This is a genomic window from Acinetobacter lwoffii, from assembly GCF_024129715.1.
Taxonomy (GTDB): Bacteria; Pseudomonadota; Gammaproteobacteria; order Pseudomonadales; family Moraxellaceae; genus Acinetobacter; species Acinetobacter lwoffii_U.
The window spans coordinates 1-20,026 of sequence record NZ_JAMXXM010000030.1 but is presented as its reverse complement, the minus strand read 5'-3'; the positions used below and the strand labels follow the sequence as shown (position 1 = coordinate 20,026).

Annotated in this window: 19 protein-coding genes; 8 read left to right on the top strand and 11 right to left on the bottom strand. The window is 43.7% G+C overall.

All coding sequences use genetic code 11. From position 1 onward, the window contains the following. Positions 1–5: 5 nt before the first annotated feature. The gene (locus NI462_RS13510; RefSeq protein WP_253161016.1) at positions 6–338 is read right to left on the bottom strand and encodes a HopJ type III effector protein; all 333 of its coding nucleotides are present in this window, start codon (positions 336–338) and stop codon (positions 6–8) included. 175 nt (positions 339–513) lie between these two features. Between NI462_RS13510 and crcB the strand changes: the two genes are divergently transcribed. Next, positions 514–894 carry a fluoride efflux transporter CrcB gene (gene crcB, locus NI462_RS13505; RefSeq protein WP_180086837.1) on the top strand — a complete coding sequence of 127 codons (381 nt, stop codon included), beginning with the start codon at positions 514–516 and terminating at the stop codon, positions 892–894. A gap of 89 nt (positions 895–983) precedes the next feature. Here the strand turns inward: crcB and NI462_RS13500 are convergent, their stop codons facing one another. Further along, positions 984–1,235, bottom strand: coding sequence for a type B 50S ribosomal protein L31 (locus tag NI462_RS13500; RefSeq protein WP_004732342.1), 252 nt, complete (start codon positions 1,233–1,235; stop codon positions 984–986). Between the two features lie 96 nt (positions 1,236–1,331). Beyond that, a complete protein-coding gene (locus NI462_RS13495) occupies positions 1,332–2,630 on the bottom strand; it encodes an ABC1 kinase family protein (RefSeq protein ID WP_253161014.1) in 1,299 nt (432 codons plus the stop codon). Positions 2,631–2,917: 287 nt separating this feature from the next. Here NI462_RS13495 and NI462_RS13490 point away from each other — a divergent pair, with 287 nt between their 5' ends. Next, on the top strand, positions 2,918–3,124 hold the full coding sequence (locus NI462_RS13490; RefSeq protein ID WP_004281552.1) for a DUF1737 domain-containing protein: 207 nt from the start codon (positions 2,918–2,920) through the stop codon (positions 3,122–3,124). A 42-nt stretch (positions 3,125–3,166) separates the two neighbouring features. Here NI462_RS13490 and NI462_RS13485 read toward each other — a convergent pair whose 3' ends face one another. Continuing rightward, on the bottom strand, positions 3,167–4,525 hold the full coding sequence (locus NI462_RS13485; protein ID WP_354269839.1) for an MATE family efflux transporter: 1,359 nt from the start codon (positions 4,523–4,525) through the stop codon (positions 3,167–3,169). Positions 4,526–4,564: 39 nt separating this feature from the next. Next, positions 4,565–5,023 carry a DMT family transporter gene (locus NI462_RS13480; protein WP_005108571.1) on the bottom strand — a complete coding sequence of 153 codons (459 nt, stop codon included), beginning with the start codon at positions 5,021–5,023 and terminating at the stop codon, positions 4,565–4,567. Between the two features lie 126 nt (positions 5,024–5,149). Between NI462_RS13480 and hemW the strand changes: the two genes are divergently transcribed. Together hemW and NI462_RS13470 are read left to right on the top strand one after the other, a co-directional pair. Then, a complete protein-coding gene (gene hemW, locus NI462_RS13475) occupies positions 5,150–6,304 on the top strand; it encodes a radical SAM family heme chaperone HemW (RefSeq protein WP_253161012.1) in 1,155 nt (384 codons plus the stop codon). Between the two features lie 172 nt (positions 6,305–6,476). Beyond that, complete coding sequence (locus tag NI462_RS13470; RefSeq protein WP_253161010.1) at positions 6,477–7,421, top strand: HNH endonuclease; 945 nt, start codon at positions 6,477–6,479, stop codon at positions 7,419–7,421. Positions 7,422–7,500: 79 nt separating this feature from the next. Here the strand turns inward: NI462_RS13470 and NI462_RS13465 are convergent, their stop codons facing one another. From NI462_RS13465 to hemF, 5 genes are all read right to left on the bottom strand, one after another. Then, positions 7,501–7,710 (bottom strand): cold-shock protein, encoded by a 210-nt coding sequence (locus tag NI462_RS13465; RefSeq protein ID WP_004281542.1) that lies wholly within the window; start codon positions 7,708–7,710, stop codon positions 7,501–7,503. Between the two features lie 347 nt (positions 7,711–8,057). Further along, on the bottom strand, positions 8,058–9,881 hold the full coding sequence (locus NI462_RS13460) for an acyl-CoA dehydrogenase C-terminal domain-containing protein (protein ID WP_005249863.1): 1,824 nt from the start codon (positions 9,879–9,881) through the stop codon (positions 8,058–8,060). 398 nt (positions 9,882–10,279) lie between these two features. Continuing rightward, complete coding sequence (aroE, locus tag NI462_RS13455; protein ID WP_253161008.1) at positions 10,280–11,068, bottom strand: shikimate dehydrogenase; 789 nt, start codon at positions 11,066–11,068, stop codon at positions 10,280–10,282. 99 nt (positions 11,069–11,167) lie between these two features. Further along, positions 11,168–11,374, bottom strand: a complete 207-nt coding sequence (locus NI462_RS13450) for a hypothetical protein (RefSeq protein WP_004281539.1) — start codon at positions 11,372–11,374, stop codon at positions 11,168–11,170. A 134-nt stretch (positions 11,375–11,508) separates the two neighbouring features. Further along, positions 11,509–12,465, bottom strand: a complete 957-nt coding sequence (gene hemF / locus NI462_RS13445) for an oxygen-dependent coproporphyrinogen oxidase (protein ID WP_253100537.1) — start codon at positions 12,463–12,465, stop codon at positions 11,509–11,511. A gap of 238 nt (positions 12,466–12,703) precedes the next feature. On the opposite strand from hemF, the gene hemN reads away from it, so the two are divergent. Further along, entirely contained in the window at positions 12,704–14,077 is a 1,374-nt protein-coding gene (gene hemN, locus NI462_RS13440; RefSeq protein WP_253161006.1) for an oxygen-independent coproporphyrinogen III oxidase, read from the top strand. Between the two features lie 138 nt (positions 14,078–14,215). Here the strand turns inward: hemN and ribA are convergent, their stop codons facing one another. Next, the gene (ribA, locus tag NI462_RS13435) at positions 14,216–14,818 is read right to left on the bottom strand and encodes a GTP cyclohydrolase II (protein ID WP_004645027.1); all 603 of its coding nucleotides are present in this window, start codon (positions 14,816–14,818) and stop codon (positions 14,216–14,218) included. A 308-nt stretch (positions 14,819–15,126) separates the two neighbouring features. On the opposite strand from ribA, the gene dxs reads away from it, so the two are divergent. The 3 genes from dxs to NI462_RS13420 all read left to right on the top strand — a co-directional run. Continuing rightward, entirely contained in the window at positions 15,127–17,037 is a 1,911-nt protein-coding gene (gene dxs / locus NI462_RS13430) for a 1-deoxy-D-xylulose-5-phosphate synthase (protein WP_253161004.1), read from the top strand. 114 nt (positions 17,038–17,151) lie between these two features. Next, positions 17,152–17,982, top strand: coding sequence for an inositol monophosphatase family protein (locus tag NI462_RS13425; protein ID WP_004281534.1), 831 nt, complete (start codon positions 17,152–17,154; stop codon positions 17,980–17,982). 552 nt (positions 17,983–18,534) lie between these two features. Continuing rightward, positions 18,535–20,026: DEAD/DEAH box helicase (locus NI462_RS13420; RefSeq protein ID WP_253161002.1), on the top strand; the 1,492-nt coding region annotated here is incomplete at its 3' end.

Here is a 20,026-nt window from a genome sequence, read left to right as displayed (position 1 = left end):
AGTACTTACTTCGCAGTTAAAGCCTGACCTTCAAAGGCAATTTCATCCCACCCATTAAGCATAAATTGACGGATATTCTGATGATCAGTTGCCTCTGGCGTCGCCAGTACAGCCGAATAATGTTCGGCAAACAGGCTTAACGTTTGTGCCTGATCCAGACCATTTAATTGTGCAAAAGAAAAGACTTTGGCGCTGCCCTGGTTTTCTGTGGCCGCATTATTCTGCTGGCCATTTTTAAATGCAGTCGGTGTATGCGTATAACGCGATTCGATATAAGTAATCACATCTGCAAATTTTGCTTCGCCTGCTGCCAACTGGGCCAATAAATCCTGTGCCATGCTGTTTTTCCTGTGCCATTCATGAAAATTGGATGCAATAAATATAGCAATTTTCTTGCGAAGTTCCATGGTATTTCATTGATTTTCGGTTCAAGATAACAGTGAAAATTATCCATGATGAATATGAAACTGTGGATAAAATAAACTTGATCGATAAATAGAACAGGAAAAAAATATGGGCTGGCTTTGGGTGGCAATGGGTGGGGCAATCGGTGCCAGTCTGCGTTATGCAGCAGGACTTTGGCTGTTTAAACCACAAATGCAATTTCCCTGGCCTACTTGGTGGATCAATATTTTAGGCTGTTTATGTGCCGGGATTTTTTTTGCCTGTAGCCAAAAATATCCAGCACTCCAACAAGAAGCTCGTCTGTTTTTAATGGTGGGGATTCTCGGTGGCTTTACCACATTTTCCAGTTTCGGTCTGGAAAGCTTTTTGTTATTCAAGCAAGGTGCTATGGGCCTAGCGCTGTTATATGCATTATCCAGCTTAATTGTTGGCATTATTGTTCTGGCGCTGGGCTTTTATTTAACTTCATTTGTGTTGGCACAGAGTTAAAATAAGCGCATAAAAAAGTCAGGAAATTGGAGGTCATTTCCTGACATAAACCACGATTTAAACTTTAAAATCATCGAGAGTTTTCGGTCTTAGCCCCGTTTAAAGCGGCCAAAACGTTTGTTGAAGCTTGCTACACGACCTTCATTACTGGTCTGACGTTGCTCACCCGTATAAAAAGGATGTGATGCACTCGAAATATCTAGTGTTACATAAGGATATGTTTTACCTTGATATTCTTTGGTTTGACTCGAGTTCATCGTGCTGCCAATCACGAAATAGGCATCGGCATTGGTATCATGGAATAACACTTCACGATACTCAGGATGGATATCTGAACGCATATCTAACTTCCTCATGATTCGTGATTAAATGTTATAATATAACATTTGATATTTCAAGTAATCTAGTGTTGCAGCGTGTAAGCCTATCGTCTCAATTTAACTTCGGCTCGGTACCAGTTCTTCAAATACATCACTTAAATCATCATGTACTTTGAGATGAATCAGGTTCCAGTATTGTCCTGAAATTGTCCGGTTCACCATCAAGGTATCAGGAGAGGGCTTAAATACATCCCAATATTTCAACGAAGGTTTTAGTAGCTCCATCCCATCATGATGCGCTGAGTTTTCAGCAAAATCATAGTGAGTGACCAGAGGACGCATAAGCACTTCCAGCCATTGTTCATACAACTCTGTGGGGAATTTTCCAGTTTCAGTCAAGGAATGTAGTGCATCCAGCTGTTGTTCGATTACGGGAATATTCTTCTCACGTGCAGCATGGATCAATTCTCTGAAATGTCCAATTACTTCAGTCGACAGCGTTTTAACGCCACCATAATCATAAACAATCACAGAGCCATCTTCACGAAATGCAAAGTTACCCGGATGTGGGTCACAGTGAAAGCGTTTCAGATAAAAAATTTCCTGACCAATGGCGCGGAAGAGGCGGCGACCTAAAGCATTTCGGGTTTCGAGTGGCCAAGTGCTGGCAGTTTCAATACTTTCACCAAGCTCCTGGCTCAAAGTCAGAATATGACGTGAAGAGTACTCATGAAACACTTTCGGAATTATAATTTTACTATCCAGAGATTCATGGAAGGCACGGGCGATTTCCAGATTCTGGGCTTCAATTTCATAGTTCAACTCATTGTCCAGACTGTGCTGAATTTCTTTAAATAATTGATCTTGAAGTTTACGATCAATCTTTAATACGCCCATCATGCGCAGTGCCAGACGAACTTGCTTCAGGTCGCTTTCGCAGGCTTCATCCACACCAGGATATTGCACCTTGACTACAACTTGCTGGCCATTCGGTAGAGTGGCTTTATGCACCTGACCAATCGAGGCCGCGGCAAATGGCTGTTCATCAAACTGCTGGAAAAGTTGCTGTAAAGGTTTACCCAATTCTTTTTCTACCTGTGCCTGAATTTCTTTAAACGGCATGGGTGGCGCCTGACGCTGTAATTTAGCAATGGCTTTAGCGACTTCGGGCGGGAAAACGTCTTTATATTGAGAGGCGATCTGGCCAACTTTCATGACTGCGCCTTTCATTTCCCCCAAGGTATCCGCAACCTGCACACCAATATCCTGAAATAATTTACTGCGCGCAGTGTTTTTCTGCTCGTCATCGGCAGTTAAATTTTTAATGGAATTGGAGAGGGTTTTACCTGCAATACTTGCGGTCATTCCGGCAAGTTTCATAAAGCGACGACCGGGTGTGCTAGCCGTTTTTGCCATGCGAGATTCCTTGAAGCCAACTATGAATGGATGTATTTGATCATAGGTGACAAAGGTTCAATTGCCTAGATTTAATTGTAGAGGTTGTGTTGTGATTTCCTTCAGCTTCTCCATGTTTAATGCATCATCTTTGATTTGTTAAAAGATTTATCTTTATTGCTTGCGTTTAAACTATAAGAATATGCCGGAATCCGTCATCGTTTTAGATAAGACCGAGTACTAATTCTGAATGTTGTTTTATAGCTAAAAGCTTAGAATAAACAGAGTGTAGTAATGAAGAAAATTCAATGAAAGTCTATCGATATTTTACCGGGAAAGATGATGTACATTTTTGTGCGCGGGTGACCCGTGCCTTAAATGAAGGTTATGAGCTATATGGTTCACCCACCATGACTTTTAATGGTACGGATGTAATTGTGGGGCAGGTGGTGATTAAAGATGTAGTGGATGAATCTGAGATTCCACAAGGATTAAAAAATGCGCTGGATCTTTAATCTCAGCGCATTTTCTAGCTTAAATTAATCAAATAAAAGTGTTTAGTTGTTTAGACTTAAGCGTTTATTATTGCCATATAAACGGCCCAATAAAAGTATACAAGCTACGCTGAGGCCTACAATCAGGCCAACCCAAACACCGGCAGCGCCCATCTCGGTAAAGCGGGATAAATATACTCCAACCGGGAAGGCGATGATCCAGTAAGCCAGCATGGTAATCCACATCGGCCCCTTGGTATCCTGCATGCCGCGCAGACAACCTGCCGCACTGATCTGCCAGGCATCCATCAACTGATAGGCAATGGCAAACAGAATCAGATACACCGCAATTTGGGTCACGATCATATCTGAGGTGTAGAGCGCCACGATTTCATTGCGGAAAACCCAAAGCAGAATCATGGTCAGGATCGCCAGAATAGTGGCAGTAATCAGGCCGAGATATTGCACTTTACGCATGGCTTGCCAGTTCTGTTCACCATAGTAAGTGCCGACCCGAATGGTCAGGGCAATTGCCAGTGACATGGGAATCATGAACAGTTGTGAAGTGACAGAAATAGCAATCTGATGGGCAGCGACAATGGTCTCACCCAAAGGACTCAGCACAATTGCAGCAGTACTGAAAATACTGACCTCAAAAAAAATTGCCAATCCGATTGGAAAGCCAAGCTGTAAGATGCGCTTCATCCATTCCGGGTTGATTTTTTCCCAATGGGTAAAAGGCTGGGTACGTTGATAGGCCTTATTTTTAAAGATATACAACGCGAGGGTGATGACCATTAGCCACTGTAAAATCGCCGTGGCAAACCCACAGCCTGCACTGCCTAGGGCCGGAACAGGGCCAATACCATACATAAAGATATAGTTCAGCGGAACTAGCAAGACCAGCGCCAATAAACTAATCACGGTCACCGGACGCGGATTTCCAATCGCTTCAGAATAGCCGCGTAAGGCCGCATACATGGTTACCGCTGGCATACCAAAACCAATCGCATGCAGAAATAAACCGGCTTTAGGTTGTAAGCTTTCCGGTACACCTAAAAGTGGCAAAGTGGCCGGCAAGAGTTGCAAAATCAAGCCGGCAATTACCCCAAGAATCAGGGCAACCCAAAGCGATTGACGTGCAATGGTGGCAATTTTTTCAGGTGTGCGTGCGCCATTGGCCTCAGCAACCAAAGGCGTCGTGGCAATCATAATGCCACTAAACAGCAGCATCACCGGAATCCAGAGTCCTACTCCGACGGCAATCGCGGCAAGATCGGTAGCAGACAGGTGACCGGCCATAATGGTATCAATCAGACCCAGACCAGCCTGAGAAAATTGGGTCACCAGAATAGGCAGCATCAGATGAAACAGTTTTTTTAATTCAAAACCAAAGGTTGTGACTGGTGAAACATTCGACACAAAAATTACTCATCGTGATCATGTGCTTAAATAGAAGGTTTAGCGTTGTAAAGTGAGAAGCACACCAATAAAAATTACCACGCCGCCTAAAAGACGTTGCCAATTAATCGGCATTTTTTCATTACCCAATAATCCCAGATGATCGACCAGCATCGACATCACCATCTGACCAAAAATAATGAGACCGCTAAGAACCAGAAAGCCAAGTTTGGGCGCTGCATAAATGCTCATGCTAATCGCGTATACACCCACGATGCCCCCGAGCCATAAATACCAGGGAACACTCATCAGTTCCTGTAAACCGGGTTTGGGATTGGACTGAAAAAGTACGATTACGGCGAGCACTATTGTACCAATCAAAAAGGAAAAAAATGCAGCTTGAATAGGAGAATATAAATATTCTTTTAGTTGTGTATTAATTGCGGTCTGGAGTGTCAATAAAACACCGATTGCAAAAACCAAAGGAAGTAAAATAATAAGTTGAGAAGATATTTTCATAATTTTAACTGACTAATTCTATTTAAATTTTTAGGCATATCACACGATCAAATTTAATTTTAGCAGTCTTGCCGCCGAGTCATGTTAAAATTCGGCTATATCTTGTAATCGTTTTTGAGTAGTTCTTTGGCTGAATTGAATCCTGCTGCTGTCCCTTTGTCCTTATATATTCATATGCCTTGGTGTGTGCGCAAATGTCCTTATTGTGACTTCAATTCGCATGCGGTTCCGGATGGTCAATTATCACTGGAATTGGAACAGGAATATTTACGAGCACTGGTGGAAGACTTTAAAACTCAGGTCGATTTTGCCCAAGGCCGGCAGATTCACAGTGTCTTTATTGGTGGGGGGACGCCGTCACTGATTTCTGCCCCAGGCTATCAATGGTTATTTGATCAGCTTAAAGCCATTATTCCCTTTGCTGAAGGCTGTGAAATTACACTGGAAGCCAATCCCGGTACGGTCGAACATGATCCGTTTGCTGGTTATTTGCAGGCCGGCATTAATCGTTTGTCAATTGGGGTGCAGAGTTTTAATACCGAGCATCTCAAGCGTTTGGGACGGATTCATAGCAATGAAGATGCGATTTCTGCCATTGGGCTGGCACGTGAAGCTGGCTTTCAGCGCATTAACGTCGACTTGATGCATGGTTTACCGGAACAGACTTTAGAACAAGCTTTACATGATTTAAAACTGGCGGTAGAACAGGGCGCTACGCATATTTCCTGGTATCAGCTGACGATTGAGCCAAATACGGTATTTTTCCGGACTCAACCGATTTTGCCTGTCGATGAAGTATTGGAAGATATTCAGGAGCAGGGTGAGCTCTACTTAAAAGCGCAGGGTTTTATCAACTATGAAGTTTCGGCTTGGCGTAAAGAACTGCCTTCAGCACATAATCTGAATTACTGGCAGTTTGGTGATTATCTGGCAATTGGCGCCGGAGCACATGGCAAAGTCACTCAGACAGATGGCGTGTATCGGTTCCAGAAAACCCGTTTACCTAAGGACTACTTAGCCAAAGTACCTGCCGAGCATGTGCAGTTTAAGCGGATTGAAGATGCCGACATGCCATTTGAATTTATGATGAATGCGTTACGTTTAAATCACGGCGTGGAAGCCAAGCTCTATGCAGAACGTACTGGCCTGAGTCTGGATCGCTTGAATGAGTTGCTGAGTTCTTTGCGTGACAGAAAATTAATGGTTGATGATCAAGACCGGCTTTCATGTACCGAACAGGGACATATCTTTTTAAATTCGGTATTAGAAGAATTTCTTTAATTATTTAATTTCTCCATTGTTCTAAAAGAAACCCTAATAGGAGTTTATTGGGGTTTTTTATTGCCTTAAATAAAATGCCTAAAGTCTGATTGACGCTTTCTTAAAGAGAAGTTTTCTGAGAATATTCAAAGATTAAATTAAATGAATATTATAATTTCTAGAGGGTGGGCAGGTGGATACATTATGGGCTTTTCAACAGATGGATTTAACCGATACCCGATTCTTTATTTTTGATAGTAAAAGTGATCATCTGGTTTATGAAGATCGGGACTTTAAAGAATATCATTGGGATCAGTCTAAATATAATCGAGTCAGGGAAGGGGATTTCTTTTTATATCGACGACCGCAAAAAGCCTCTGAAATTAAAAATCAATTCTATCTTTATGGTGCAGGCCGTATAGCCAAGATTATTGCACCTACTGCCATTCCTCAAAATCATCAAAAACGCCAAACCAAACCGGTCTTTGCGGAAGTGATTGATGGTATACGTTTTATAGATCCTATTCTGCAGTCCGATTTGGAAGATTTTCAATGGACTTTTAAACCACGCGGAAATACTTGGGCACATTTTTTTCAACAATATGGCATGAATGAGATCACGGCAGATGATTTTTGGCGATTACTTAAATTAGCGGGAAGAGGAGAAAAACAGGACACTTTACTAGATATGCATTTGCGTCAAGAAATCCTTGATTATAGTGTTGAAGATCAATATGCAAGGGTAAAGGTTCGCGGTTCGCCACACCAGAAATTTGCTTTACAAGTTAAACTTAATTATCAATATCAATGTGCGATCTCAGGCATTAAGGCCAAAGCCTTTTTAGTGGCTTCTCATATCGTACCCTGGTCTGAAAATCAGGCACATCGAAAAAATCCGCGTAATGGAATTTGTTTATCTTCTTTATTGGATCAAGCTTTCGATCAGGGATTTATCACGTTGGATGAAGGGCTTAAAGTGTGTATCGCGAATCAGGCCAAGCAAGATGCGAGTTTATACGCCTATTTAAAACCCTATCACGGTAAGCGAATCGACGTACCAAAACGTTTTGCCCCTGATCCGGTATTTTTAGCCTGGCATAGAGCACACCGTTTTTTAGATCAACCCAATGATCTTTAAAAACTAGAGCGGTATGAGAAAATGATAGGCACAAAAAAAGCACTCTAAGAGTGCTTTTTTTCAATATCTTGCTTCTAAATTATAGAGCAACGATATTTACAGCTGTAGGGCCTTTTTGACCTTGAGCTACGCTGAAAGAAACCTTTTGGCCTTCAACTAAAGTTTTGAAACCTGAACCAGTGATTTCGCTGAAGTGAGCAAAAACGTCTGGACCTGATTCTTGTTGAATGAAACCGAAACCTTTAGTTTCGTTGAACCATTTTACTGTACCGTTAACTGTATTAGACATAATATAACCTATTGAATCGTATGAATTTATAGCCAAAATTTCAGATGACTAACTGTAACTTTGAAAAATAAAAAGGATGGAGCTTTTTGATCTGTAATACGAAGGTTTATGACTAAAACTGCGATACTTAAAAGAAGACTAACCAAAACAAGAATTTTTCTAGTTGGGATTATCATACCGCTTATTTTCAGATATACAAGCGTTTTATTTGGCTAATTTATTAGGATGTTGAAAAATATAAAATTAAATTTGTATATTTTCTATCCAGAAAGGTTTTTTAAGTTAAACAAGGGTATCTACATCAATAAAAAGAGCGCCGAAGCGCCCTTTTTAACTCAATTTACAGCTTAGTAGTCAAAGCTAAAGTGTTCTGGTGCCAGTGCCGTCATGGTTTTAGAGGGATTCACCATCGCTTCAGCATGACCTTGAGTACGTGGCAGAATACGTTCAAAGTAGAAATCGGCAGTTTTGATTTTCGCTTTATAGAATTCTGGAACTTCCGTACCGTCATTAGAAGCTAGTTTGGCTGAAGCGACTGCAGCTTGCTGTGCCCAGAAGTAGGCCATCATCACATAACCGGAGAACATTAGGAAATCGACTGACGCAGAAGACACAATGTCACGATCCTTACGTGCAGCCAGCATGATACGCACGGTTAACGCATTCCACTGTGCACATAGCTTGGTCAAATCCCAGGCAAAGCGGCGCATGTATTTATTGCGTGCATGCTGACCGCAGAATTTCAGGATTTCAGCAGTGTAATCACGAATAACTTTACCTTTTGATGTCAACAGCACTTTACGGCCAATCAGATCCAGTGCCTGAACACCTGTTGTGCCTTCATACAGGGTAGAGATACGTGAGTCACGTACGATCTGTTCCATGCCCCATTCTTTGATATAGCCATGTCCACCGAAGACTTGCATACCGTGATTTGATGCCTCATAACCCATTTCGGTCAGGAAGCCTTTCAGGATTGGAGTATAGAACCCAAGATGGTCATCATGCTGTTCAAATGCTGCAGTATCGCCACGCAGCAAAGCATCATTCATGTTGTCGGCAATTTTTGCTGCATGATAAATCATGGCACGGCCACCTTCAGCAATGGCTTTTTGCGTCAATAGCATACGGCGGACATCAGCATGGTGAATGATCGCATCCGCTACTTTTTCCGGATCTTTTTTGCCAGACAGGGCGCGCATTGACATACGCTCTTTGGCATACGGTAAAGCACCCTGGAATGACAATTCAGCATGACAAATACCCTGAATCGCAGTACCAATACGCGCCGTGTTCATAAAGGTGAACATAGCGTGCAAGCCTTTATTCGGTTCGCCAATCAGGTAGCCAGTCGCATTGTCAAAATTCAGTACAGCCGTTGCTGAAGCGCGAATCCCCATTTTGTGTTCAATCGAACCGCAGTTCACTGGATTACGCTCGCCGATCCCGCCATCTGCAGCAGCAATAAATTTCGGTACGATAAACAAAGAAATCCCTTTGGTACCTTGCGGCGCATCTGGAAGGCGTGCCAGTACGATATGTACGATATTTTCAGTCAGGTCGTGCTCACCTGCGGAAATAAAGATTTTGGTGCCTGAAATGGCATAGCTGCCATCTTCTTTCGGCTCTGCTTTGGTCTTAACTTGACCCAAGTCAGTACCACATTGCGGCTCAGTCAGACACATGGTGCCCGCCCAAGTTCCTGCAACTAAGTGAGGCAGATACGTGTTTTTCTGCTCATCGGTACCATATTGCATGATAGTGTTGATACAACCCACACTTAAACCCGGATACATCTGGAATGACCAGTTTGCAGTCCCCATCATTTCCGATTTGATCAGGTTTAAAGACATTGGCAGGTTTTGGCCACCAAATTCTTCAGGATAAGACAGACCTTGCCAGCCACCTTGTACGAACTGGTCGTAAGCTTCTTTAAAGCCTTTCGGTGTTTTTACTTCGCCATTTTCAAAATGACAGCCTTCTTCATCACCGCTTTGATTCAACGGCGACAGTACATTTTCACAGAAATCTGCAGCGCCTTCTAAGATCATATCTACCGTGTCGGCATCGGCATATTCACCATTCGACAAATTCTGGTAGTGCGCAGGGTAGTCAAGCACTTCATTCATAAGGAAGCGAATGTCGTGTAAAGGGGCTTTATATGCTGGCATGCGTTTAATCCTGATTGAAATTAGTTTTGGATTATCTGTATCGATTCTTTGATTATTCACATTCGGGATAAAAAAACATTGATGAATTCAGTGAATAAAAATGTCAGAAAAGCGAATCGATTTTTAAGGCTAATGAATGAAATCATCGAATTTCATCATTAGGTGTTTACATTACAGGAAGATTAAAAACTTGTTATATCAATGGAATTTAATGAGTTAAAAGATGATTGGTCCAGTATATTTTTGTATGAATTGTGCTCGGATTCAGGTCGCAAAATAACTCATTCTAAAATGTCATTAAAACCAATTCATGGTTTTTCAGCTTATAAAAAGTAGTAGGAGGAGAGTAAAGGGTTGCAGTTGCAACCCGAACTGAACTCATTGGAGAGATAGGGGTTTTAAAGAAACTCTTTTAAATCCGGCTTGATACCATTCCAGATGTAAAAAGATTCAATTGCCTGACCGACCAGCATGCCAAAACCTTCAGATGTCGGTACACCGCGTACTTTGGCTTGATCGAGAAAGGAAGAAGGTTTGCCATAGGCCATTTCATAGGCCCGTTTAAACTGTAACGCCTCTGGTAAAACCAAAGCATCACCACTGAGGCTGGCAGAGGTGGCATTAATCACCAAATCAAATTCACCGGCTAAATTGTCTAGTGAAATCGCCTGTAATTCGACTTGCGGTACGGCATTCTGAAGATCAGCGACCAGTTGTTCCGCCCGTGCCAAGGTACGATTGGCGATCACGATTTTTTTCGCACCTGCCTGGGCTAGGGGATAGATTACACCACGCGTGGCACCGCCTGCACCAATAATTAAAATATCTGTATTTTCCAGTGGCCAATCTAGTGCTCGAATTGCTTCAACCAGTCCCTGACCATCGGTATTGTCGCCATGCAGCACACCATTTTCCATCCATAGCGTATTCACGGCTTTGGCAATTTTGGCCCGTTCACTCAGCACCTGACAGTGGGCAAAAGCCTGTTCTTTAAAGGGTACGGTGACATTCATGCCACTACCGCCATTGCTAAAGAATTCCTGAATGTTGGCTACGAAGCCATCCAGTGGCGCCAGACGCTTGGTGTAACTCAGGTCGACACCAGTTTTAGCAGCAAAGGCGTGATGCAATTCTGGAGAACGTGATTGTTCAATCGGGTTACCAATCACGGAAAATTGTTTGCTCATTTCACAATGTCCATGTGCGGAAATGGCCATCAATATACGTGAAAAAGCGCAGAGACTAAAGCCTGCGCGATTTTAAATTGCTGTTAAGTGATCCGGGTTTTAGGAACTGCAAATATCCATAATATGTTCCGCAAACATCAGCGCCATACTGAGAACAACCCCAAACCCAGTCAGGATACTCACCAGAATAGCGGCGCCATCCAGAATCAGGTTGTGACTCAAAATTGCGGTACTCATCGCGCTGATGGCGAGAGCCAGAAAAAGCCAAAAGGCCAACACAGGTAGATTTAATTGAAGATTATGCATTGTTATTCTCACTAGACATCAAATGGAATATGATCGATGTAGCGATAGGGTGCCGCGATCAAATCAGGTATTTCTATGCAGCAGTATAGAGGATATATTTATTAAAACAGCCCTCTATTTGAGGGCCGTTTGTATCATTTCATTGCGTTGGATTTTAATTCTGTTAACCAGTTATGTGGTTTCAGGTAGTAATCTGTTAAACGTTTTTCCGGTGAGCCCTCATCCCATTCAGGGCGATATGACCATCCGGTAAGCGGGGGCAGGCTGACCAGAATCGATTCAATCCGGCCACCAGTCTGCAAGCCAAACAGGGTGCCGCGGTCATAAACCAGATTGTATTCCACATAACGGCCGCGACGGTATAACTGAAACTCGCGTTGTGCTTCGGTATAAGGCTTATCCTGATTGCGCTGGAAAATCGGCAGAATGGCTTCTAGATATCCATTGCCTACAGCCTGCATATACTGGAAACAGGTTTCAAAATCCCATTGATTCAGGTCGTCAAAAAACAAGCCGCCAACGCCACGCTGTTCATCACGATGTTTCAGATAAAAATAATCATCACACCATTGTTTATGTTCAGGATAAACCTCTTCGCCGAATGGCGCACATAGATCATGCGCCGTTTGATGCCAAGACAGTACATCTTCATCATTCGGATAAAACGGGGTCAGGTCAAAACCGCCACCAAACCACCAGATCGGATCCTGGCCTTCTTTTTCTGCGACAAATAAACGCACGTTGGCATGCGAAGTCGGTACATTCGGGTTTTTGGGATGAATCACCAGTGATACACCCATCGCTTGCGCTTTGGCACCGGCAATATTGGGATGGCGTTCAGTCGCAGAAGCAGGCAGTTTTGAAATGTTGATGTGGGAGAACATCACCCCGCCTTTTTCAATCACCGTACCATTTTGCAAAACACGTGAACGGCCACCACCACCTTCTGGACGCTCCCAGTCATCGATGATAAATTCGGCCGTACCGCCGCCAGCACGTTCCTGCTGTTCTAATGCTGCACAAATCCGTGCCTGCAAGTCGAGGAGAAATTCACGAACGTGTTGAATATCCGTAGATGTAGGATGCTGCATCAGAGCCCTCGTAGGGAAATAAAAAACTAACGACATCAAAGCATAAAATCAGTCAAAGATTAAGGTCTAATTTGGTGATGCAATTCATCAGCCCAGACATTACATTCCACTATTCATAAGCAGAATGCATCATTAAATCCGACTAAATGGCTAGGTTGAATTCTTTTTTTAAGCTCAGCACAATAACTCACAAGCGCTCATTGGCTTGAGCATTTCTCGACGGTAATAGGTGGGTCTCATGTCGGTACAGGTCAATTCCCTGATTCAAAAATACAATGTTCCCGGGCCACGCTATACCAGTTATCCCACTGTTCCGTATTGGGAAGAGCAGAATTTCTCGCTGGAACAATGGAAGCAAACGCTAAAAAAGTCTTTTGATGAATCCAATCAAAGCGAAGGCATTAGCTTGTATATCCACCTGCCATTTTGCGAAAGCCTGTGTACCTTCTGCGGGTGTCATAAGCGCGTGACCAAACGCCATGAAGTCGAACAACCTTATATTCAGGCACTGCTGAAAGAATGGGATCTATATTGCGAGTTATTACAAGAAAAGCCCATCATTAAAGAGATTCATTTTGGTGGAGGAACGCCGACCTTTTTTTCAATGGCACATCTGGCTCAACTAATTCAAGGCATTCTGGCCAAAGCAGACGTAGCGCCTGAGTATGAATTCAGTTTCGAAGGTCATCCCAATAATACTACGCGTGAACATTTGCAGGGATTGTATGACCTGGGTTTTCGTCGGGTCAGTTATGGTGTGCAGGATTATAACGAAACCGTGCAAAAGGCGATTCACCGGATTCAGCCTTATGAAAATGTTAAACAGGTGACCGAATGGGCGCGAGAAATTGGCTATGAATCGATTTCCCATGATCTGGTCTTTGGTCTGCCATTTCAGAGTCTGGATGATGTTTTAAATACTATTGAACAAACCAATTCGCTCTTGCCGGACCGTCTGGCTTTATATAGCTATGCACATGTGCCCTGGATTAAAGGTAATGGTCAGCGCGGTTTTAAAGATGCCGATGTGCCCAAAGATGCGATCAAACGGGAATGCTATGAAGCGGGTAAAAAGAAACTTCTGGCACATGGCTATCATGAAATCGGTATGGATCATTTTGCCTTAGAGAAAGATGCGATGTACCAGTCCTTTCAAGCGGGAACATTGCACCGCAACTTTATGGGATACACAGCCTCTAAAACCCAGGTGATGATTGGGCTAGGCATTTCTTCAATCAGTGATAGCTGGTACAGCTTTGCGCAGAATGTGAAAACCATTGAAGAATATTATGAATGCCTGGCGCGCAATGAAATTCCGGTATTTAAAGGGCATGTCTTAAATCAGGAAGATCTGATTATTCGGCAACATATTCTAAATCTGATGTGCAGCTTTAGCACATCATGGGGAAATCCCGAATTACGTTTCCCTGAAATTGATGAAGTTTTGGAACAGCTTGAGGAAATGGAACAGGATGGTTTGATTCAATTTTCAGACTCGTCAGTCACGATACTGGAGAAAGGGAAACCATTTGTACGCAATATTTGTATGGCTTTTGATTTACGTTTAAAGCAGCGGGTGCCAGAGAACCGGATTTTTTCCATGACGATTTAATCTTCCCCTAACTCCATTTTTAAGAAAAAGAGGGAAAGCCTCCCTGAGCAAGACTTAAGTATGGCTTTAAGTCGAAGCGCAAGAAAGGGAGGTTTGGAGGGATTAAGTTAAAATAAGGTGGGACGGGGGTTAAAAATATTAAAAATCATCCTTTTTATAAAGATGTGCCATGCGTTCGTGCTTGGTCTTGAGATATTGTTCATTAAAAGGGTTTAAACCCACAGTCAAAGGCACACGATCGATCACATTAATCCCCTGGGCTTTTAAAGCCTCAATTTTGGAAGGATTATTGGTCACGAGACGTACTGCTTTCACCTGTAAATGATCCAGCATGATGCTGCACATATCATACTGACGTGCATCTGCTGGCAGGTTCAGCATTAAATTGGCATCTACGGTGTCATGTCCCTGATCTTGCAGGGCATAAGCGCGAATTTTATTGGTCAGGCCAATGCCACGACCTTCCTGACGCAAATACAGAATGACCCCGCGGCCTAATTCATTGATCAGTTTTAAAGTCGCTTGCAATTGCGGGCCACAGTCGCATTTGAGTGAAGCAAAGGCGTCACCGGTTAAACATTCAGAATGTACACGCACCACCACCGGCTCATCTGATACTTCTTCAAGTCCTTTGGAAAGTGCGACATGTTCTTCGCCAGTCTTAGGGTCTTGAAATACAGTAATTTTAAATTCACCGTGAGCGGTAGGTAATCTTGACGTTGCGACAAATTCGATTGGCACAGCTGAACCCGTTAAATCCTGAAATTGGCTAAAGTATAGCGTAATGCTTGAACATTGGTAGAATTGCAAAGTCGAAATTCTGCAATAGATTTTCTTTTTTGTAGAAAGCGAACGATAATAGTTGATAAATAGTAAGATTATTCAGGATAATCGTAGGCTGCAATTTTTCACCCCGACGAGATCATTGTTTAATATTGCATCGCTAGAAGCGTAGCTGAATTGAAGCTGCTACAATTCAGCTATATGATCGGGTACTCCCCATTGACCTAGCTTTAGATTTGCCAGGCTTTAGAAGGCTTTGCCATAATATGCTGTATACAGAAATCCCAACTCAACGCCCTGTAACACCGTTGCTTGATGCGATCAATCATCCTGAGCAACTGCGTGCACTCGAGCAAAGCCAGCTGGAACAAGTGGCGGATGAGTTACGTCAATTCATTTTGTATGCTGCCGGGCAAAGTGGCGGACATTTTGGTGCCAACCTCGGTGTAATTGAGCTCACCGTGGCCTTACACTATTGCTTTAATACGCCACATGATCGCCTGATCTGGGATGTAGGTCATCAGGCCTATCCGCATAAAGTGTTGACTGGTCGTCGTGAACAGCTCACCACCATTCGTGCCAAAGACGGTCTGGCAGCGTTCCCGGCTCGTGAAGAATCTGAGTTTGATACTTTTGGGGTAGGGCATTCTTCGACGGCAATTTCTGCTGGCCTAGGTATGGCGCTTGCACGTCGTTATCAGAATAATCCGTGTGAAGTTGTGTCAATTATTGGCGATGGCGCCATGACGGCAGGTATGGCTTTTGAAGCCTTGAATGATGCCGTGGCACACAGTGCTGATCTGATGGTGGTGCTGAACGACAATGATATGTCGATTTCTTGCAGTACCGGTGGTTTTGCCAAACATCTGGCTGCCATTTGGGAGCGCGGTGAGTTCGTTAATGTTACCGAGCAGGGTGAGGCATATGTACAGCCACATCCAGAATGGTTGTATAACTCGCGTTTGCACAGTGCAGCGACCGATGCTGCAGATAACTTATTCCAAGCCATTGGCTTTGACTATTTTGGCCCGTACGATGGTCATGATGTCAAACAGCTGGTGCATGTCTTTAATGCGCTGAAAAAGCGTAAAGGCCCACGCCTGATTCATATCTATACTAAAAAAGGCAAAGGCTTTGCTCCGGCAGAATCGGATCAAATCAAATATCACGCGATTAGCAAAATCAACGCCGTTGCCGCCAGCAATACTGCACCGAAATATTCGGATGTATTTGGACAATGGCTTTGTGATGAAGCGGCACAAGATGCCCGTTTGCTCGCAATCACACCTGCGATGTGCGAAGGCTCAGGCATGGTCAAATTTGCCAAAGAATATCCAGAACGTTTCTTTGATGTCGCGATTGCCGAACAGCATGCAGTTACCTTGGCTGCCGGTATGGCTTGTGAAGGCTTGAAGCCGGTGGTTGCAATTTACTCGACTTTCCTGCAACGCGGTTATGATCAACTGGTACATGACGTGGCTTTGCAGAATCTGGATGTTACTTTCGGTATTGATCGTGCTGGTCTGGTCGGTGAAGATGGCCCGACCCATGCCGGTGCTTATGACTATGCCTATATGCGTACTATCCCGAATATCGTGATCATGGCGCCGAAAGACGAAAATGAATGTCGTCAAATGTTGCATACTGCGTATTTATATCCAGGACCGGCAGCGGTACGTTATCCGCGTGGCAATGGACTGGGCGTCGAGATTCAGCAAAAGATGGTTGAGATTCCGATCGGTCAGGCGGAAATCGTAGCCAGTTTTAATGGGCAGTATGACGAATATATTTCTGTACTGGCATTTGGTAGCCGGGTACAGGCTGCAGTCGACGCTGCTGAAGCATTTGCCGTGAAACATGAGATTGGCGTGCGTGTGGTTAACATGCGTTTTGTCAAACCACTGGATACTCAAATGCTCGATGATCTCGCTTTAAGCACCAGTCTGTTTGTCACGGTGGAAGAACATGCAGTGATGGGCGGTGCAGGTAGTGCCGTGAATGAATATCTGGCAGAAGCACAGATTGTCAAACCGATGTTGAATCTGGGTCTGGATGATACGTTTATGGCGCAAGCGACTCATGCACAGATGTTGCAACAAGCGGGTTTGGATGCGCAAGGCATTGAAAAATCGATCAATCAGGCTTGGTCCAGCCTGGGGCAAAGCGTCTTGTCATAATATCTTAAAAATTTTAGACACATTTTTCCCCAAAAAGCCCTGATATTTGCTAAGATATCGGGGCTTTTATGCATTATTCTTTATCAGTGTCTTCAAATTTGTAGTGGGTGTTCAATGGAACCTATGGTGGTGATGGCTGCGCGTGCGGCTCAGTTAGTTGGTCAAGAGCTTTTAAAAGCGCATCAGAATCGTCATAAACTCGATCTACAAGTCGAAGAAAAAGGAATTGATGGTCCGGTAACGCGTGTAGATCGTTATTTGGAACAGTTGACCATCGATACCCTACGTAAAAGTTATAAAAATCACAGTTTCCTTGGTGAAGAGTTTGGCTATCAGGAAGGTAAAGGTCATGACGCCGATTGGTGTTGGGTGATCGATCCGCTAGATGGTACTTTAAACTTCATTAACGGTTTCCCGCATTTCTGTATCTCTATCGCAGTTCAGCACAAAGGCATTACTCAACACGGGGTGATTTATGACCCGGTGAAAGATGAGCTATTCTCTGCCAGTCGTGGTCGTGGTGCCATGATGAACCAGCGCCGTATTCGTGTGAATGTAAAAGACAGCCTGGAAAATACCTTTATGGCTGTTGGTCACGCTTATCGTGCCAAGCGTAATGGCGAAGTTGTGTCTTATGCCAAGAATCATTTTCAAACCCTGTTAAACGTAACTGAAGCTGGCGCGCAATATCGTCGTTCAGGTTCTGCAGCATTGGATTTAGCCTATGTTGCTGCAGGTCGTTTCGATGGTTATTTCGAACTTGGTTTAAAGCCTTGGGATATCGCAGCTGGCGAATTGATCGTGAAAGAAGCAGGCGGTACTGTAGTTGATGCACGTGGTGGTAGCGACTCTATGGAAAATGGTCAAGTTTTGGCTTGTTCAATGAAAATGCTTAAGCCTTTAATGCAAGCAGTTGTTCCTGCTTGGGGCGAAGCAGCAAAATAATCGGGTTTAGATGAATCAGATCTAATATTGAGAAAAGGCGTCCTTCGGGATGCCTTTTTTATGCATGGGAATCTAGGTCACCAGTTACTGATATAAAGTTGTTGATCTTTGCTTGAATACTGGAAATATCAGGTGAATTGGCGAAAAGTAACTTTTTATACCGACTGTTACATTTTTTATTGTATTTTAAGTATTAGAAATATATAGATAAATTATGAAAGAGGAAAATTAGTTTTAAAACTTAATGACATTGTGGAATATTCTGCTATAATTCCGCCACGCACTTAATTTCTGTTCTTTACCTGAACACTATCTTCTAATCATTGTATGCGCGTGCTGTCCATAGAGAGGACATATCCTTCGCGCCCCAATCGCTTAAGCGATTCCTTCAGGTTTGCGGCCGTAATCATGCGTGCGTTATATCCACATCGTCGTTACTCGGATCGCTGCTGAATCCTAATATTTTCAGCATTATTTGCTGTGCCGCTTTTTGCCGATGTCCATAATTGTTATTTATTAAATGGAGCACCCACTTCAGGGTGAATACTCTCTATGAGCAAAACTTTTGCTGATTTTTCCCTCGACGAATCTCTAACCCAGGCTCTCGACGCTTTAGGCTTTACTACTCCTACTCCTGTACAAGAACAAGCGATTCCAGCTGCGCTTGAAGGCAAAGACCTTCTTGTGTCAAGCCAAACAGGTTCTGGTAAAACTGCTGCATTCTTACTGCCTACGTTAAATGCGTTGGCAAACCAAGATACATTAGTACCGTTTAAAGACCGTATGAAAGCGGTTACTCAACCAAATATTTTGGTGATTTCACCAACTCGTGAATTGGCACAACAGGTATGTCAAGACGCGATTGCATTTGTACGTCACATGAAAGGCGTGCGTATTGCGGCAATCATGGGCGGTATGCCTTTTGGTAAGCAAATTCAACAGTTAAAAGGCGCGCAAGTTGTTGTTGCAACTCCAGGTCGTCTACTTGACTTGGTGAATCGTCGTCAAATCAAATTGGATAAAGTTGACGCATTAATCGTCGATGAAGCTGACCGTATGCTTGACCTGGGTTTCTCTGAAGACTTAGAAGCAATTGGTGAGTTGGCTGCAAACCGCAAACAAACTCTTATGTTCTCTGCGACTTTTGCACCACGTATCATTACACTTGCAGAACGCATGATGAATGACCCAATGCGTATTTCGATCGAAACTGGTCACTCTACAAATACTGATATTACTCAGACTTTGCATTGGACTGACGGTTTCGAGCACAAGAAAAAACTTCTTACTCACTGGTTAAACGAAGAAGACGTTGATCAAGCAGTTGTATTTGCGTCAACTCAAGAAGACACAGATATGTTGGCTGAAGAACTTGCTGAAGCAGGTCTATCAGTTGTAGCACTTCACGGTGCTATGCCACAAACTGTTCGTAACCGTCGTTTACGCAGCATCCGTGAAGGTCGTGCGAAGATTCTGGTTGCAACTGACGTTGCAGCGCGTGGTCTTGATGTACCAACTATTTCACACGTCATCAACTTCGGTCTTCCAATGAAGAACGAAGACTATGTACACCGTATCGGTCGTACAGGTCGTGCGGGTCGTACTGGTAAAGCAATTACTTTGGCGACTTACCGTGAACGCGGTAAAATCCGTGCTTTGGAAGACTTCCTTGATGCGCGTCTAAACGTATCTGAAATTGAAGGTCTTGAGCCATCTCCACCTCCTGCACGTGGTAGCCGTGATGGCGCTGGTCGCGGTCGTGGCCGTGATGGCGGTCGTCGTGATGGCGGTCGTGGTGGTTTCGGTGGCGGTCGTCGTTTTGAAGGCGAAAGCAACTTCAAACGTCGTGAAGGCGGTGATGATCGTCCACGTCGTAGCTTCGATGACAAACCTCGTGGCGAACGTCCAGCATTTGGCGAAGATCGTCCACGTCGTGACTTTGGTGATCGTCCTGCTCCACGTCGTGAAGGCGGTTTCGGTGATCGTCCACAACGTTCGTTTGATGACCGTCCAAAGCGTGACTTCGGTGATCGTCCAGCTCCAC